At 70.5% G+C, this 13636-nt stretch carries 13 protein-coding genes; 8 read left to right on the forward strand and 5 right to left on the reverse strand.

Going from position 1 to position 13636, the window contains the following annotated elements; genetic code table 11:
• The 4 genes from AC3WLB_RS20090 to AC3WLB_RS20105 form a co-directional block, all read right to left on the reverse strand.
• A partial coding sequence (locus tag AC3WLB_RS20090) for an alpha-L-arabinofuranosidase family protein (protein ID WP_492509039.1) occupies nt 1-968 on the reverse strand: 968 nt, incomplete at its 3' end.
• 64 nt (nt 969-1032) lie between these two features.
• A complete protein-coding gene (locus AC3WLB_RS20095) occupies nt 1033-2370 on the reverse strand; it encodes an ABC transporter substrate-binding protein (RefSeq protein WP_492509041.1) in 1338 nt (445 codons plus the stop codon).
• A gap of 46 nt (nt 2371-2416) precedes the next feature.
• Nucleotides 2417-3226 (reverse strand): carbohydrate ABC transporter permease, encoded by an 810-nt coding sequence (locus AC3WLB_RS20100; RefSeq protein ID WP_492509319.1) that lies wholly within the window; start codon nt 3224-3226, stop codon nt 2417-2419.
• Between the two features lie 124 nt (nt 3227-3350).
• Nucleotides 3351-4259, reverse strand: a complete 909-nt coding sequence (locus AC3WLB_RS20105; RefSeq protein WP_492509043.1) for a carbohydrate ABC transporter permease — start codon at nt 4257-4259, stop codon at nt 3351-3353.
• A 185-nt stretch (nt 4260-4444) separates the two neighbouring features.
• Between AC3WLB_RS20105 and AC3WLB_RS20110 the strand changes: the two genes are divergently transcribed.
• The 3 genes from AC3WLB_RS20110 (at nt 4445) to AC3WLB_RS20120 (ending at nt 7934) form a co-directional block, all read left to right on the forward strand.
• A complete protein-coding gene (locus AC3WLB_RS20110; protein ID WP_492509321.1) occupies nt 4445-5443 on the forward strand; it encodes a LacI family DNA-binding transcriptional regulator in 999 nt (332 codons plus the stop codon).
• Between the two features lie 62 nt (nt 5444-5505).
• On the forward strand, nt 5506-6525 hold the full coding sequence (locus tag AC3WLB_RS20115) for an aldo/keto reductase (protein WP_492509045.1): 1020 nt from the start codon (nt 5506-5508) through the stop codon (nt 6523-6525).
• A gap of 143 nt (nt 6526-6668) precedes the next feature.
• Nucleotides 6669-7934 (forward strand): MGH1-like glycoside hydrolase domain-containing protein, encoded by a 1266-nt coding sequence (locus tag AC3WLB_RS20120; protein WP_492509047.1) that lies wholly within the window; start codon nt 6669-6671, stop codon nt 7932-7934.
• Between the two features lie 7 nt (nt 7935-7941).
• On the opposite strand, the gene AC3WLB_RS20125 is transcribed toward AC3WLB_RS20120, so the two are convergent.
• Complete coding sequence (locus AC3WLB_RS20125; protein ID WP_022897307.1) at nt 7942-8685, reverse strand: FadR/GntR family transcriptional regulator; 744 nt, start codon at nt 8683-8685, stop codon at nt 7942-7944.
• Nucleotides 8686-8859: 174 nt separating this feature from the next.
• On the opposite strand from AC3WLB_RS20125, the gene AC3WLB_RS20130 reads away from it, so the two are divergent.
• Genes AC3WLB_RS20130 through AC3WLB_RS20150 form a run of 5 tightly spaced genes read left to right on the forward strand, consistent with a single transcriptional unit; the run spans nt 8860 to nt 13618 of the window.
• Nucleotides 8860-10605: a dihydroxyacetone kinase family protein gene (locus tag AC3WLB_RS20130; RefSeq protein WP_492509049.1), complete on the forward strand. Its 1746-nt coding sequence runs from the start codon at nt 8860-8862 to the stop codon at nt 10603-10605.
• A 46-nt stretch (nt 10606-10651) separates the two neighbouring features.
• Nucleotides 10652-11128, forward strand: a complete 477-nt coding sequence (locus AC3WLB_RS20135; RefSeq protein ID WP_492509051.1) for a ribose-5-phosphate isomerase — start codon at nt 10652-10654, stop codon at nt 11126-11128.
• Nucleotides 11128-11943 carry a triose-phosphate isomerase family protein gene (locus tag AC3WLB_RS20140; RefSeq protein ID WP_492509053.1) on the forward strand — a complete coding sequence of 272 codons (816 nt, stop codon included), beginning with the start codon at nt 11128-11130 and terminating at the stop codon, nt 11941-11943. The genes AC3WLB_RS20135 and AC3WLB_RS20140 overlap by 1 nt, the downstream gene beginning before the upstream one ends.
• Nucleotides 11940-12734 carry a sugar phosphate isomerase/epimerase family protein gene (locus AC3WLB_RS20145; protein ID WP_492509055.1) on the forward strand — a complete coding sequence of 265 codons (795 nt, stop codon included), beginning with the start codon at nt 11940-11942 and terminating at the stop codon, nt 12732-12734. Before AC3WLB_RS20140 ends, AC3WLB_RS20145 begins: the two co-directional genes overlap by 4 nt.
• Entirely contained in the window at nt 12731-13618 is an 888-nt protein-coding gene (locus tag AC3WLB_RS20150) for a phosphogluconate dehydrogenase C-terminal domain-containing protein (protein ID WP_492509057.1), read from the forward strand. Before AC3WLB_RS20145 ends, AC3WLB_RS20150 begins: the two co-directional genes overlap by 4 nt.
• Nucleotides 13619-13636 lie beyond the last annotated feature (18 nt).

The following is a 13636-nucleotide window of genomic DNA, read 5'->3' on the forward strand; positions in this document are numbered from 1 at the left end:
TCCTCGATGAGTCGCGGCGCCTCGGGCCACGACCCGTTCATCACCACGGGCTTGTCGACCTCGTTCCAGCGCCGCTGGTACCAGACGTTCCATTCGTCGACCGAGATGCCGACCGGATGCTCGGAGCCCGGCCCCGCCCCCGCGTCGTCGATGATGGCCGCGACCTCGTCGATGTAGCGGTCGAGGGCCGTGCCGGAGGCGAGGAACGATGCGGCGTCGCCGTCGACCTCTTCGTAGTAGGCGTGCAGCGAGATGTGCTGCACGAGTCCGACGGTGTAGCGGAGCACGGTGCGCTCCCACTCGCCGAAAGTGGGCATCTCGGCGTTCGAGGAGCCGGCCGCCACGAGCTCGATCGTCGGGTCGATGAAGGTCATCAGCCGCGCCGTCTCGGCGGCCAGGCGCCCGTACTCCTCGGCGGTCTTGTGCCCGATCTGCCACGGCCCGTCGACCTCGTTGCCGAGGCACCAGAGCCGGATGCCGAAGGGTTCGTCGGCGCCGTTCGCCCGCCGGCGCTCGGCGAGTTCGGTGCCGGCCGGGTGGTTCGCGTACTCGAGCACGTCGGCCGCCTCGGCGATGCCGCGGGTGCCGAGGTTCACCGCGTACATCAGCTCGAGTCCGGCCTGCACGGCCCACTCGGCGAACTCGTGCAGCCCGACCTGGTTGGTCTCGACGCTGTGCCACGCTGCGTCGAGTCTCACCGGTCGCGTCGAGCGCGGCCCGACGCCGTCTTCCCAGCGATAGCCCGACACGAAGTTGCCGCCGGGGTAGCGCACCGTGGTGGCGCCGAGCTCCCGCACCAGGGCGAGCACGTCGGCCCGGAATCCGGCGGAATCGGCCGACGGATGCCCGGGCTCGTAGATCCCCTGATAGACACTCCGGCCCATGTGCTCCACGAAGGTGCCGAAGAGCCGGCGCGGAACCGGTGCGATCGCCCGGGCGGGGTCGATCACGAGTCGGGCGGAGAGCATCCTGAAACCTTTCGAGAACGGGGAGGGCGCGGCGGTCACCGGGAGACCGCCGCGCCCCGGGGTGTTACTTGTTGACGGTGAAGCCCTGCTGGTTGCCGTAGTCGACCAGCTGGTCCTGCCAGGTCTGCAGGCCCTTGTTCAGGTCGCTGCTGTTCTTGTAGGCCTGGCCGACGGTGTCACCGAAGATGCTGTTGGCGTACACCTGGTAGGGCAGGTAGTGCCAGCCGGAGGGCACGTTCTTCGATGCGTCGACGAGGGTCTCGTTGATCGCCTGGCCACCGAAGTACTCGGGGGTCTCGGCGAGGAAGTCCTTCGATTCGAGGTCGGCCGTGGTCGACGGGAAGCCGCCCGACTCGAGGAAGACCTTGATCGACTCCGGGTCGTTGTTCAGCCACTTGAGGAAGCCGGCGGCGAGCGCCTGGTTCTGCGACTGCTTCAGCACGACCTGGCCACCGCCACCGTTCTCGGCGGTCACCGGGGTGCCGTCGTAGGTGGGCATGGGCGCGACTCGCCAGTCACCGGATGCCTGGGGCACGCTCGACTCGAACACGCCGGGCATCCACGCACCGGTCAGCAGGGTGGCGATGGTGCCGTCGCCGAGCGCTTTGTACCACTCGTCGCTCCAGCCGGGGACGGTGGAGACGAGCTTGCCCTCGACGAGCTTGTTCCACTCGTCGGCCCACTTCTTCGAGCCCTCGTCCTGGAGGTCGACCGTCACGTTCGTGCCGTCGGTCGAGAACGGCTGGCCGCCGGCCTGCCAGATCATGCTCGTGGTGAAGCCCGCGTCGCCGGTGTCGTTGGTGATGTAGGCGTTCGGATCGGCGGCGTGCAGCTTCTCGGCCGCGGCGACGTACTCGTCGTAGGTGGTGGGCACCTCGATGCCGTACTTGTCGAAGAGGGTCTTGTTGTAGAACATCGCCATGGGACCCGAGTCCTGCGGCAGGCCGTAGATCTTGCCGTCGAAGGCCACCGAACTCCAGGGGCCGGCGCTGTAGTCCTTCTCCAGGTCGCCGAAGCCGTAGGAGGTGAGGTCGACCAGCGAGTCGGAGAGCGCGAACTGCGGGATGGCGTAGTACTCGACCTGCGCGACATCCGGAGCGCCCGAGCCCGCCGTGATGGCGTTCTGGAGCTTCGTGTACTCGTCGGTGTTCGTGCCGGCGTTGACGTACTTCACGTCGACGTTCGGGTAGGCCTTCTCGAAGGCCGCGACCTGGGCCTCGGCCGAGGGAGTCCAGCTCCAGTAGGTGATGGTGCCGCCCTTTTCGAGGGCCGCCTCGATGTCGTCGGCGGAGCCGCCGCCGGAGGAGGAGCCGCCGCCCGAGGCGCAGGCGGCCAGGCTCAGGCCGAGCGCCAGGGTCGACGCCGTTGCCAGCGCGACGCGGCGCAGTGTCGTGGAACGCATCCGTTTTCCTTTCGGTGATTTCACTTCGTTGTGCAGGGGTGGTTCGTCATTGCTTGACGCTTCCCGCGCTCAGGCCGGACTGCCAGAAGCGCTGGAGGAAGAGGAAGGCGATCACGATCGGCACGATCGTGAGCAGGGCGCCGGTGATCACCAGGTTGTAGATGGGCTGGGCGGCGACGCCGGAGGACTGCGCGCTCCACTGGCTGAGCCCCACGGTGAGGGGGTACCAGGTGGGCTCGGAGAGCATGATGAGCGGAAGGAAGTAGTTGTTCCAGGTGGCGACCACGGCGAACAGCAGCACCGTGACGATGCCGGGGGCGAGCAGCCGCAGCGAGATGGTGAAGAAGGTGCGGAGCTCGCCGGCCCCGTCCATCCGCGCTGCTTCGAGGATCTCGGTGGGCACCGCGTCGGCCGCGAAGGTCCAGACCAGGTAGAGACCGAACGGGCTGATCAGGGAGGGCAGGATGACCGCCCACGGCGTGTTGGTGATGCCGAGCTGGCTGAACATGAGGAACGTCGGCACCGCGAGTGCCGTGCCCGGGATGGCGACGGCACCGAGCACCACCGCGAACACCGCGCGCCGGCCGGGGAAGTTGAACTTGGCCAGGCCGTAGCCCGCCAGGGTGGCGAGGAAGGTGGCGCCCCCCGCTCCCACGACGACGTAGAGCAGGGTGTTGCCGAACCACTGCACGAAGATGCCGCCCCGGTAGGTGAGCGTGTCGGCGATGTTCTGGAAGAGGTTGAAGTCGGGGCCGAACCAGAGGCCGAAGGTGGCGAACAGGTCGCCCTGGTCTTTGGTGGCGTTGACGATGAGCCAGACCAGCGGCACGACGGAGTAGATGACGAAGATGGCCATCACGATGGTGAGCGTGATCGACTTGCGGGTGCGCCGGCCCTCGGTGGGCTTGCGGCTCTGCACGAAGGCGGGGCGGCGGCGGGGCTTCGTGCCGGCGCTGCGGGGAGTGGTGACGGCGCTCAACTCAGCGCACCTCCTGACGGGAGCCGCGCAATTGCACGATGTAGGCGATGACCGCGGTGATGATGCCCATCACGATCGCGACCGTGGCGGAGTAGTTGAATTGCTGCCCGGCGAACGAGAGGTTGTAGGCGTACATGTTCGGGGTGAAGTAGCTCGAGATGACGTTGGGCGCGAGCGCCTTGAGCAGGTTCGGCTCGTTGAAGAGCTGGAAGCTGCCGATGATGGAGAACACGGTGGCGATGACGATCGCGCCGCGGAGGGCCGGGAGCTTGATGCCGGAGACGATGCGGAACTGGCCGGCGCCGTCGAGCTCGGCGGCCTCGTAGAGCTCGCCCGGGATGACCTTCAGCGCCGAGTAGAAGATGAGCATGTTGTAGCCCATGAACTCCCAGGTGACGATGTTGCCGATGGAGGCGAGGATCCAGTCGGAGGAGAACGGCTGCAGCAGGTCGACGCCGATCAGGTCGTTGATCGAACCCGCGAGCCCGAACTGGTTGCCGTAGATGAACCCCCAGATGAGGGCGGCGACCACGCCGGGCACGGCGTACGGCAGGAAGATGGCGATGCGGAAGAAGCTCGAGCCGTGCAGCCGCGCGCTGTCGATGGCGAGGGCCACGAAGAGCGAGAGGGCCAGCATGATCGGCACCTGGATGACGAGGAAGAGGGTGACGCGCAACAGCGACTCCCAGAACTTCGGGTCTTGGAAGAGCTGGGCGTAGTTCGCTAGCCCGACGAAGCCGTTGCCGCCGACCAACTGCTGGCGGAACAGACTCAAGACGATGGCGTAGACCACCGGGGCCACCAGCACGGCGAGGAAGACCACCATGAACGGGGCCACGAAGCCCCAGCCGCGCCAGTCACGGCGCGCACGGCGGAGGGGGCGGGATCGCGTGATCGGCACCGACGCCATTGTCAACATCCTGTTCTGTGGTTTGTGTCGCGAGCATGTTTACGTCAACATGAACGGAGTGAGCATAACATGTTCACGTAACCATGCAAGTGGCGGCGCGAAATCGTAGCCACTCGACTCGATCAGGGGTGTAGTACGTGACCGACACAGTCCGAGCCGGTTCCAAGCGGCACCGCGGGCCGTCCATGGCCGATGTGGCACGCACCGCCGGGGTCTCGACCCAGACGGTCTCGCGGGTCTCGAACGGGCTGTCGAACGTCGAACCGGCCACCCGCGACCGGGTGCTGGCGGCCATGCGCGAACTCGGCTACCGGCCCAACCGCGCCGCCCGGGCGCTGCGCTCGGGGCAGTACCGCACCATCGGCGTGATCATGTTCACGCTCTCGTCGTTCGGCAACATGCGCACCCTGGAGTCCATCTCGATCGCCGCGGCGCGGGCCGGATACTCGATCACCCTCATCCCGGTCGAATCCCCCACGCAGGAGCACGTGACGAAGGCCTTCGCGCGGCTGGCGGAGCAGGCGGTCGACGGTATCGTGATCGTGATCGAGGCGCACTTCGTGAGCCAGGCCGACGTCGAGCTGCCCGAGGGTCTGCCCGTCGTCGTCATCGACTCGAGCGAGAGATCCGACTACCCCGTCATCGACACCGACCAGAGCATGGGGGCGCGGCTGGCGACCTCCCATCTGCTGGAGCTCGGGCATCCGACCGTGTGGCATGTCGCGGGGCCGTCCGACTCCTACTCGGCGACCCGGCGTGAGGCGTCGTGGCGGGCGACGCTGGAGGAGGCGGGACGCGTGGTGCCGCCGGTGGTGCGCGGCGACTGGACCACCGCATCCGGCTACCGCGCGGGCATCGAGTTGCTGCAGCGACCGGATGTGACGGCCGTGTTCGCCGGCAACGACCAGATGGCCCTCGGCATCCTGCGCGCCTTCCACGAGGCGGGGCGGCGGGTGCCGGAGGAGATCAGCGTGGTGGGGTTCGACGACATGGCCGAGTCGGACTCGTTCTGGCCGCCGCTCACCACCATCCACCAGAGCTTCGACGCCGTCGGGCAGACCGGCATCGAGGTGCTGGTCGCCGAGATCGAGGGGCAGCCGGCGGTGCCGTCGACGTTCATGGTCGAGACGCGGCTCGTGGTGCGGGAGAGCACGGGGCCGGCGCCCGCGGGCAGCGCGGAGTGAGCGCATCCGTTCGCCTGGCATGATCGAGGTGGCACTCGCCATCCCTCCCGGAAGGACTCCTGATGCCCCACGGCACCTACCCCGCTGACCCCGACCGCTACGAGCGGATGACCTACCACCGCTCCGGGCGGAGCGGCCTGCTGCTGCCGGCCCTCTCGCTGGGGCTCTGGCACAACTTCGGTGAGACGCGGCCGCTCGAGACGCAGCGCGCGATCGTTCGGCGGGCCTTCGACCTCGGCGTGACCCACTTCGACCTCGCCAACAACTACGGGCCGCCGCCCGGATCGGCCGAAGAGAACTTCGGGCGCATCCTCGCGTCCGATCTGCGGTCGTACCGCGACGAGATCGTGGTGTCGTCGAAGGCGGGGTACCTGATGTGGCCGGGGCCGTACGGCGAGTGGGGCTCGCGCAAGAGCGTGCTCGCGTCGCTCGACCAGTCGCTCGGGCGGCTCGGGCTCGACTACGTCGACATCTTCTACTCGCACCGCTTCGACCCCTCGACCCCGCTCGAGGAGACGATGGGGGCGCTCGCGACGGCGGTGACCTCGGGCAAGGCGCTCTACGTCGGCGTGTCGAACTACTCGCCGGAGGACACACGGCGGGCCGCTGCGATCCTGGCGTCGCTCGGGGTTCCGCTCACGATCCACCAGCCCTCGTACTCGATGTTCAACCGCCACATCGAAGGCGGGCTGCTGCCCGTGCTCGACGAGGTGGGGTCGGGCGCGATCGTCTTCTCGCCGCTGCAGCAGGGACTGCTCACCGATCGGTACCTCGACGGCACCGTGCCGGCGGATTCACGGGCGGCGACCTCGCACTTCCTGCAGGAGTCGCGGGCCACGGACGACGTCTACCTCACGCGGGCGCGGGCTCTGAACGAGATCGCGGCGGGGCGCGGGCAGACGCTGGCACAACTGGCGCTGACCTGGGTGCTGCGGCATCCGCAGGTGACGTCGGCGCTGATCGGCGCCTCGTCGGTCGCGCAGCTCGAGCAGAACGTGGCGGCGCTGGATGCGGCCCCCCTCACCCCCGCCGAGGTCGCCGCGATCGACCCCCACGCCGTCGACGGCACCGCCCGCGGCTGAACCCGCGGACTTCTCCAAACCTCCCGGCGACCGCACCCCCATAGGACCGCGCTCGCCGACAAGGTTGGAGAAGTCCGCACCGCTGGCGGATTGAAACGTTTCGACGCTAGGATCGTCAGCGCCGACACGACCTGGGAGCGATGATGCTGGAACGCTGGAGCCGACTGCTGACGGAGTACATCCACGAGAGCGCCGAGGAGATGACCCGGGAGCCGGAGGGCATCCTCGCCCACCCCTACACGGTGCCCTCGAGCCCCGACTCCCCTTACTACTCCAGCGCCCTCTGGGACTGGGACGCCTGGACGATCAGCATCGCCCTCGGCCAGGTCGAGGCCGACACGGGGCGGCCCGGGCACTTCGGCCGGTACGAAGAGGGCAGCATCCTGAACTTCCTCGATCACACCGATGAAGACGGGGTGATGCCGATCCGCCTCAGCCCGGTCGACTCGCTCGAGCACGGCGACCCGAGCCGTGCCGGCGGCTTCTCGCAGAACATGCACAAGCCGGTGCTCGCCCAGCACGCCGCCCTGCTCGCGCGCCGCCGCCGCAGCGCCGAGTGGCTGCGGCCGCACATGGCGACCGTCGACGCGTTCCTGAACCGGTATCTCGAGAGCCACGTGCATCCGGAGCTCGGCCTGGCCTACTGGCAGACCGACTTCGCCGTCGGCATCGACAACGACCCGTCGGTGTACTACCGGCCCGACAAGTCCACCGCCGCCATCTACCTCAACAGCCTGCTGTACCGTGAGCTGCTCGCCGCCGGCTACCTCTGGGAGGAGCTCGGCGACCTGCCCACCGCGAACCTCTGGCGCGGCCGCGCCCAAGACCTCGCCGACGCCCTGCACACCCACGCCTGGGACGAACGCGACGGCACCTTCTACGGCGTCGACCTCGGCCTCCGCCCGATCGACACCGACGACTGGCTGCACCGCGGAGCCCCGCGCCACTGGTCGGGACAGCTCCTGCGCATCGACAACTGGTCGAGCTTCCTGCCGATGTGGGCCGGGTTCGCCACGCAGCAGCAGGCCGAACGGATGCGCGAGCGCTATCTCGACGCACGAACATTCAACGCGAACTACGGCGTGCGCACGCTCTCCCGGCTCGAGAAGCAGTACGACCTACGGGCCTCCAACAACCCGTCGAACTGGCTCGGGCCGATCTGGGGCATCAGCAACTACCTCGTGTTCCGGGGTCTGGTGAAGTACGGCTTCGCGGATGACGCGCGCGAGCTCGCGGAGAAGACCGTGTCGTTGTTCGGCGCCGACCTCGAGACGAACGGGTCGCTGCACGAGTACTACCACCCTGACAACGGGGAGCCGATCATCACGCACAACTTCCAGAACTGGAACTTCCTGGTGCTCAACATGATCGCGTACCTCGAGGGTCGTCCCGCGGTCACCGAGTTCTGAGCGCGGGTCAGTCGCGGGGGGCGGCCGCCTTGGCCAGGCGGGCGGATGCGGTGGCCATGTGCGCGGCCATCGCCGAGGCGGCGGCGTTCTCGTCGCGCGCCTCGACCGCCTCCAGCACGGCCGCGTGCTCGGCGATCGCCGCCGTCATCTCGGCGGTGGCGTGCACGGCGCGGTCGTCGTAGACCTGCAGCAGCGACCGCACCACGTGCAGGAGGTCGACCAGCGTCGCGTTCGAGGCCGCGGCGGAGAGGGCGAGATGGAAGTCGCGATCGGCGCGTGCGAAGGCCGTCGCGTTCGACGCGGACTGGCGCATCCGCTCGAGGGAGGACGTCATCGCGGCGACGGCCGACGCATCCGCTCGCCCCGCGGCGAGCCGGGCGACGTAGATCTCGAGCCCTGACCGCAGGTCGAGGAGCTCGGACGTGTTGCGCTCCCCGATCAGGAGGCCCCAGCGGAGGGTCTGCGGCAGCAGCTCGCTGGCCGCGCCGCGGAGGTAGGTGCCCGATCCGGGGCGTACGTCGACGATGCCGAGGATCTCGAGCGCCGCCAGCGCCTCCCGCACCGCCGAGCGGCCGACGCCGAGCGTCGCGGCGAGCTGGCGCTCGGGCGGGAGGCGGGTGCCGGCCGCGATCGATCCGCTCGTGAAGAGGTCGAGCAGGCGGCGCGCGACCTCCGACACCGGGGTGCGCGCGGGCAGCGTGTCGAGGGCGGCGGCGATCTCCGAGCTGGAGTCGCCGGGGTACGAGGGCATGCGAACAACTTACCGGGCGTATCGGCGGGCGCCCGGACAGCCCTGTTCTCTCGCGCGGCCCGCACCGTCGGCCGCGCGTGCAGCCCCTGACCCACCGGCGAAGCCGTCGCCACGGTTGCAATTGGTCAACCGGTTTGCCAAAATAGGCGGCGGACGTGGAAAGGGCGGACAACGATGACCAGACTCTGGAACGAGCCGGCCGACTTCGCCGACGAGATGATCGACGGCTTCGTGGCGGCGAACGAGCGCTCCGTGCGCCGGGTGCCGGGCGGCGTCGTGCGCTCGACCGTCGTACCCGAGGGGCAGGTGGCCGTGGTGATCGGCGGCGGCTCCGGCCACTACCCCGCGTTCGGCGGCCTCGTGGGCCAGGGCCTCGCGCACGGCGCGGCCATGGGCAACCTCTTCGCCTCCCCCTCGACGCAGCAGGTGCTCTCAGTGGCGAGGGCGGCGGATGCGGGCGGCGGCGTGTTCTTCAGCTACGGCAACTACGCCGGCGACGTGCTGAACTTCGACGCGGCGCAGGCGCAACTGGTGGCCGAGGGCATCCCCGCCACCACCGTCACGGTCACCGACGACGTGAAGTCGGCCGCCGTAGACGAGAAGCACCGGCGCCGCGGGATCGCGGGCGACCTCACCGTCTTCCGCGCCGCCGCCTCGGCCGCGGAGGCCGGTTACGACCTCGACGGCGTCGCGGTCGTCGCCGCGAAGGCCAACGAGCGCACCCGATCCTTCGGGGTCGCGTTCACCGGCTGCACGCTGCCCGGCGCCGACGCGCCGCTGTTCACGGTGCCGGCGGGGCGGATGGCGATCGGTCTCGGCATCCACGGCGAGCCCGGCATCGACGAGGCCGCCGTGCCGACGGCCGACGAGCTGGCCGCCCTGCTCGTGGCGACGCTGCTCGACCCCGCCGAGCTGCCCGACGGCGTCGAATCGCCGCGCGGCGCCCGGGTCGTGCCCGTGCTGAACGGTCTGGGGTCGCTGAAGTACGAGGAGATGTTCGTCGTCTACCGGCGCATCGCCCAGCTGCTCCGCGAAGCGGGCGTCGTGATCGTCGACCCGCAGGTGGGAGAGTTCTGCACCTCCTTCGACATGGCGGGCACCTCGCTCACGCTGTATTGGCTCGACGACGAGCTCGAGCGCCTCTGGGAGACGCCCGTCGACACGCCGGCCTACCGGCGGGGCTCGGTCGTCACGGCGGCCCGGGTCGACGACGCGGTCGCGGCAGCTGACGCCGCGGGCGCGGGCGGGGCGGATGTCCCGGCGGCCGACGACGAGTCGCGCACCGTCGCGGGCACGGTGCACACCGCCGTCGCCGCGATCGCCGCCGTCATCGACGAGAACGTCGACGAGCTCGGCCGGCTGGATGCGGTGGCCGGCGACGGCGACCACGGCATCGGCATGCAGCGGGGGTCGCACGCGGCACTCGCGGCGGCCACCACCGCGGTCGAGCAGGGCGCAGGCGCGCAGACGACGCTGGCCAGGGCGGCGGATGCGTGGGCCGACAAGGCCGGCGGAACCTCCGGTGCGTTGTGGGGCGTCATCCTCCGGGCCGTTGCCGGCGAACTCGGCGACAGCGGCGCGCCGTCCGGCGCGAGCGTCGCCGCCGGGATCGCCGCCGGTGCGACCGGCGTCATGGATTACGGCAAGGCCGAACCGGGCGACAAGACCCTCGTCGACGCGCTCGTGCCGTTCAGCGCCGCGCTGTCCGAAGGCGTCGCCGCGGGCAACCCGCTCGCGGATGCCTGGGCCGCGGCGGCCGAGGTCGCCACCGCGGCCGCCGCCGACACGGCGGCGCTCCTCCCGCGCATGGGCCGCGCCCGCACCCACGGCGAGCACGCGGTCGGCACCGCCGACCCCGGCGCGGTCTCGCTCGCCCTGATCGCCACGGCTCTCGCGGCCGTGCTCGCCGACCTCCCCTGACGCCGACCTCGCCCGCGCGCATCCGCCCCCTCGAAAGGACACGACCATGACCGACCTCGCCCCGCTGCGCCTCGTGATCGGCGCCGACGACGCCGGCTTCGACTACAAGGAGATCCTGAAGCGCGACCTCGAGGCGAACCCGGGCGTCGCCTCCGTCGTCGACGTGGGCGTGGACGCCGACGGGCACACCGCCTACCCCAAGGTGGCCATCGCCGCCGCCGAACTCGTCGCGCGCGGCGAGGCCGACCGGGCGCTGCTCATCTGCGGCACCGGCCTCGGCGTGGCGATCTCGGCGAACAAGGTGGCGGGCATCCGTGCCGTCACCGCGCACGACTCCTTCTCGGTGGAGCGCGCCGTGCTCTCGAACGACGCCCAGGTGCTCACCATGGGCCAGCGCGTGGTGGGCATCGAACTCGCCCGGCGGCTCGTGCGGGAGTGGCTCGGCTACCGCTTCGACCCCACCTCGGCCTCGGCCGAGAAGGTCGCCGTGATCGACCAGTACGAGACCACCGGCGCCTGCTGATGACCGCACCCGTCACCGTCGGCATCAGCCTCAAGACGTATTTCGGCAACGCGCAGGCCGTAGCCTGGTTCGCCGACGTGCGCGCGCGCCTGGAAGCGTCGCCGGCGGTGACGGATGGGTCGGTGCGGTTCTTCGCGATCCCCACGTATCTGCAGATCCCGGCCGCGCTCGACGCGTTCCGGGGCACGCCCGCGCTGGTCGGCGCCCAGGACGTGTCGGCGTTCGAGCCCGGCGCCTACACCGGCGAGGTGTCGGCGGCGGAGCTCGCCGAGATCGGGGTGCGGGTTGCCGAGATCGGGCACGCCGAACGCCGGCGCCTGTTCGGCGAGACGGATGCCGACACCGCCGCGAAGACCGCCACCGCGATCGCGCACGGGCTCGAGCCGGTGCTCTGCATCGGGGAGTCGGAGCGGCTCGTGCCGGCGGATGCGGCGGGCGCGGTCGTCGCTCAACTGCACGCCGATCTCGCGGGGGCGCCCGCCGGCCCGGTCATCGTGGCGTACGAGCCGGTGTGGGCGATCGGGGCGCCCGAGCCGGCACCGGCGGAGCACATCGTGGCCGTCGCGACCGCGTTGCGGGCGGCGCTGGATGCGCTCCCCGAGCGCGCGGGCAGCGCCGTGATCTACGGCGGGTCGGCCGGGCCCGGCCTCCTCACGCAGCTCGGCGGCACCGTCGACGGGCTCTTCCTCGGCCGCTTCGGCCACGACCCGGCGAAGCTCGCCGCCGTGCTCGCCGAGGCGGCGACCCTCGCGGCCGCCCGCCGCGGTGCGGCCGCCGTGGAGCCGGAGGCCGCGGAGCCGGAGGCCGGCGCATGATCGGGCTCGGCACCTACGCGTTCTTCTGGCAGCACTCCGATCGGGTCGACGAGCCGCTCACGCTGCGGGGCGCCTTCGAGGCGACGCGGGCGCTCGACGTCGAGCTCTTCCAGATCTGCGACTACGCCCCGCTCGACGCGATGCCGGAGGCCGAGGTCGCCGACCATGCCGCGGCCGCCCGCGATCTCGGGCTCACCATCCAGCTCGGCACCAAGGGGATCGCGCCCGAGCACCTCGAGCGCTACCTCGCGCTGGCCGAGGCGTTCGACGCGCGGCTCGTGCGGGGAATGCTCTACGGCCCCGACTCGCGGCCCACCCTCGCCGAGGCCGAGACCCAGCTGCGCGCCGCCCTCCCCGCCTACGAGGCGGCCGGCGTCACGCTCGCTCTCGAGACCTACGAGCAGGTCGCCACCGCCGATCTCGTCGCCCTCGTCGAGCAGATCGGCAGCGCGCACCTCGGCATCTGCCTTGATCCGGCGAACGTCGTCGCCCGGCTCGAGCTCCCCCGCGACTGCGTCGAGAGCACCGCCGCCCGCACCGTCAACGTGCACGTGAAGGACTTCGCCTTCGCCCGCCAGGCCGGCTGGGTGGGCTTCACCTACAGCGGCGCCGCGATGGGCGAGGGCCTGCACGACTACCCGCACCTGCTCGAGACCGTGCGCCCGCGTGAGCGCGGCATCGACGAGATCGTCGAGCACTGGCTGCCCTGGCAGGGCGACCCCGAGACCACCATCCGCACCGAACGAGCCTGGACCCGCCAGAGCATCGACTACCTGAGGAGCACGACATGAGCAGCACGACGCCCGCCGGCACCGATACGAGCACCGACACCTACAAGATCGCCGTCATCGGCGCCGGGGGGAAGATGGGCATGCGCGTGTCGAACAACCTCGTGAAGACCGCGCACACCGTCTGGTACGTCGAGAACTCCCCCGCCGGGCAGGAGCGAACGCTCGCCGCCGGCCGTGAGCTGACGGATGCCCCCACCGCAGTCGCCGACGCCGACATCGTCGTGCTCGCGGTGCCCGACCTGGCGCTCGGGCCGGTCACCGCCGACCTGGTGCCGCAGTTGAAGCCGGGCGCGATCGTGCTGACCCTCGACCCGGCGGCCGCGTACGCCGGGCTGCTGACGACGCGCGACGACGTCGTGCAGGCGGTCGCGCATCCGTGCCACCCCTCGATCTTCCTGCAGCGCCAGACGCCCGAGGAGTGGGCCGACACCTTCGGCGGCATCGCGGCGCCGCAGGATGCGATCGCGGCCGTCGAGTCGGATGCCCCGGAGCACAAGGCCATCGTCGAGGCCACCGTGCGCGCGATCTACGCGCCGGTGATCGACGTGCACTTCGTGACGATCAAGCAGCTCGCGCAGCTCGAGCCGACCCTCGTGGAGACGGTGGCGTGCATGATCGGGGCGCTGCTCAACGAGGCGCTGGAGGAGACCATCAACACCATGGGCGTGCCCGCGGCGGCGGCCCGCAGCATCCTGTACGGGCACACCCAGGTCGCGCTCGCGAACGGTCTGCGCGGCGACAACCCGTTCAGCGACGCCTGCCTGATCGCCATGGACTACGGGCGCGAGAGCATCATCAAGGACGACTGGAAGAAGATCTTCCGCGACGACGAGCTCGACAAGAACCTCGCGCGCATGCTGCACCTGCCCGCGATCACGCGCTGATCGCGGTAGCTTCGCCTG

Source organism: Herbiconiux sp. FW305-C-125, assembly GCF_058783455.1.

Coding starts and splice junctions, on each gene's coding strand:
- AC3WLB_RS20100 (WP_492509319.1), bottom strand. CDS start 3,226: ATGGCCATCTTCGTCATCTACTCCGTCGTGCCGCTGGTCTGGCTCATC.
- AC3WLB_RS20140 (WP_492509053.1), top strand. CDS start 11,128: ATGACCGCACCCGTCACCGTCGGCATCAGCCTCAAGACGTATTTCGGC.
- AC3WLB_RS20150 (WP_492509057.1), top strand. CDS start 12,731: ATGAGCAGCACGACGCCCGCCGGCACCGATACGAGCACCGACACCTAC.
- AC3WLB_RS20125 (WP_022897307.1), bottom strand. CDS start 8,685: ATGCCCTCGTACCCCGGCGACTCCAGCTCGGAGATCGCCGCCGCCCTC.
- AC3WLB_RS20105 (WP_492509043.1), bottom strand. CDS start 4,259: ATGGCGTCGGTGCCGATCACGCGATCCCGCCCCCTCCGCCGTGCGCGC.
- AC3WLB_RS20095 (WP_492509041.1), bottom strand. CDS start 2,370: ATGCGTTCCACGACACTGCGCCGCGTCGCGCTGGCAACGGCGTCGACC.
- AC3WLB_RS20145 (WP_492509055.1), top strand. CDS start 11,940: ATGATCGGGCTCGGCACCTACGCGTTCTTCTGGCAGCACTCCGATCGG.
- AC3WLB_RS20110 (WP_492509321.1), top strand. CDS start 4,445: ATGGCCGATGTGGCACGCACCGCCGGGGTCTCGACCCAGACGGTCTCG.
- AC3WLB_RS20135 (WP_492509051.1), top strand. CDS start 10,652: ATGACCGACCTCGCCCCGCTGCGCCTCGTGATCGGCGCCGACGACGCC.
- AC3WLB_RS20115 (WP_492509045.1), top strand. CDS start 5,506: ATGCCCCACGGCACCTACCCCGCTGACCCCGACCGCTACGAGCGGATG.
- AC3WLB_RS20120 (WP_492509047.1), top strand. CDS start 6,669: ATGCTGGAACGCTGGAGCCGACTGCTGACGGAGTACATCCACGAGAGC.
- AC3WLB_RS20130 (WP_492509049.1), top strand. CDS start 8,860: ATGACCAGACTCTGGAACGAGCCGGCCGACTTCGCCGACGAGATGATC.